The organism is Moorena sp. SIO2C4 (assembly GCF_010672485.1).
GTDB classification, from domain to species: domain Bacteria; phylum Cyanobacteriota; class Cyanobacteriia; order Cyanobacteriales; family Coleofasciculaceae; genus Moorena; species Moorena producens.
In genome coordinates, this window is sequence record NZ_JAAHGN010001190.1 from 1 (window position 1) to 2144 (window position 2144).

Consider the following 2144-nt stretch of genomic DNA (forward strand, 5'->3'; position numbering starts at 1 on the left):
TCATGCGTAAGTCCTGTTTCTCGATGAGCTCCCTGGTGAAAAACCAATGGTATTCCTAAGATGAACCAATCAACCGAGGGGCTATATAATCTATTACCTGCGATCTACCGGCAGCGAGATTTTGCCCAAGGGGAACCCCTACGGGCGCTGTTGGCGGTAATGGAAAAGGTAATGAAGGATATATCCAGTTAAACAATGACCTAGAAGTTAAGTTTGAATCCGGAAACTACAGAACTGGGGATTATTGGTTGATTCCGACGCGAACCTCACAGACCGTTGAATGGAGTCAAGACAAAGCCCATCCCCACGGCATTAGTCATCACTACTCTCCCTTAGCCCTACTGCGCTGTGATGGCAGCAAGTGGGAATTGGTAGAAGACCGTCGCGCTATTTTCTCTCCCTTGACTGGAGTAGTGAGTCAATCCGGGGGTACCATGACTGGCTCCTTGACCATTGAGAGTGCTCTAACCGTCAGTGATAACGTCACCCTAGGGAATAGCGATCAAGATACAGTGACTATTTATGGCACAGTGCGATCGCAACATTCATCTGGGTCACTGCGGATAGCGGATGCCTTAAACGTCTCGGAAAACCTGACCGTTGAGGGTAAGGTTGGGATTGGCACAACACAACCAGGGAATTACAAGCTTAAGGTTGATGGGGGAGATACCCATTTAAATGGAGCAGTGACAGTCTCCGGGAATCTAGAGGTAGAGGGAAATGTAACATTTCGAGGCGATGTAATTGCTCGGGACGTTGAACATCAACCGGGAGATGTGTTACTGGGAGACCAGGATGAAGATCAGATTACCTTTCATGGCACAGTGCGATCGCAAAATTCATCCAGGAAACTGGAAATAGCTAATGGTGTGAACATAGCCGAAGACCTGAGTGTTAATGGCAATGTTGGTATCGCTATAGACACTCCAGAGAAGAAACTTCATGTTGAACTGGGTGAACTCAGAGTTAGAGCTAGCCACAATCAGATAACTGCTGATATTGGAGCCTTCTATGCCCAAAATCTCACCCAAGGCATTGGGATTGGCTATAACCGTATTGAAGCGATTGGCAGTAATGCTAGCCAAGATATTGTGATTCGTCCCAAAGGCACTGGGCAAGTCATTCTAGATAACAGCAACCTTCAAGTTGCCGGTAACCTAACCATTGCTGGGATTACCAAGACCCAAGCCCTTGATGTGGGTGGATTTAGTCGCACTCAGCATATAAATAAAGATGGTGCCTTCTATCGTTACGGTGGACAGGCTTATATAGCCGTTGATGATAATCTCTACATCCGTGATTTTAATAATCCTGAGGATAATTCTAACAATATCAAGATGCACTTCAATACCAATAATGGCAGACTTGGTATTAACAAAACCAGTCCACAGGCAAATCTAGATGTTAATGGTAATCTGAAGCTGCAATTGGGTGTAGCAGTCAATGAGTTTTCCAATGATCAAAATCTTAAAGGTAACAGTGATTCAGCCGTACCCACCGAAAGGGCGGTAAAAGCCTATGTTGATAACAAAATTAGTCAGGGTGTTGTTGCAGACGGAGGCACAGCAACAGGATATAAATTTTATGCAGACATAAAATTTGATGGTCAAAATATTAAAAGTTCAGGAACCCATGTCATATAATTTGTTGAAAAGAATGACCATTACCAGGTTTTTGATGATCAAAGCAATGCGTTTATCGCCCCCAGATCAGGCTATTACTTTTTTGCTGCCACATTACAATTTTCTGGAGGTAATGGTAACGGCGATGGTGTGATTGTGGGCATTTATAATAATGGTGATAGTAATGACAATAATACAACGATTATTGTGCTCGAACCTGGGCTGATTAAAAATCTCACAGCACAATCGATAACAGCAATGATGAAATTAGATCCTAAAGACCGTGTCGATGTCAGATTAGAAGGTGTAGACAAAAGTACCTTTACTGTGTCTTATAGTTCTTTTCTGGGATTCCTGATTGGTCAATAGTTGGTAATATAGCAGTTTGAACTTCCTTGTGGCTTTTAGGGAGTAGGGAGTATTTGAATTAAGAATGTAGAATTGAGAATTGAGAATTAAGAATTAAGAATTGAGAATTGAGAATTGAGAATTTGGAATTCTACATTTTGCATTCTACATTCT

At 42.6% G+C, this 2144-nt stretch carries 2 protein-coding genes and 1 pseudogene; all 3 read left to right on the plus strand.

Annotated features, from left to right (window positions below):
* The first annotated feature begins 60 nt into the window (after window positions 1-60).
* Entirely contained in the window at window positions 61-192 is a 132-nt protein-coding gene (locus F6K20_RS35410; RefSeq protein ID WP_008190253.1) for a hypothetical protein, read from the plus strand.
* Between the two features lie 56 nt (window positions 193-248).
* Complete coding sequence (locus tag F6K20_RS35415; RefSeq protein ID WP_008190251.1) at window positions 249-1643, plus strand: bactofilin family protein; 1395 nt, start codon at window positions 249-251, stop codon at window positions 1641-1643.
* Window positions 1644-1679: 36 nt separating this feature from the next.
* Window positions 1680-1991 (plus strand): annotated as a pseudogene (locus tag F6K20_RS35420) (C1q-like domain-containing protein); the annotation flags it as partial.
* Between the last annotated feature and the right edge of the window lie 153 nt (window positions 1992-2144).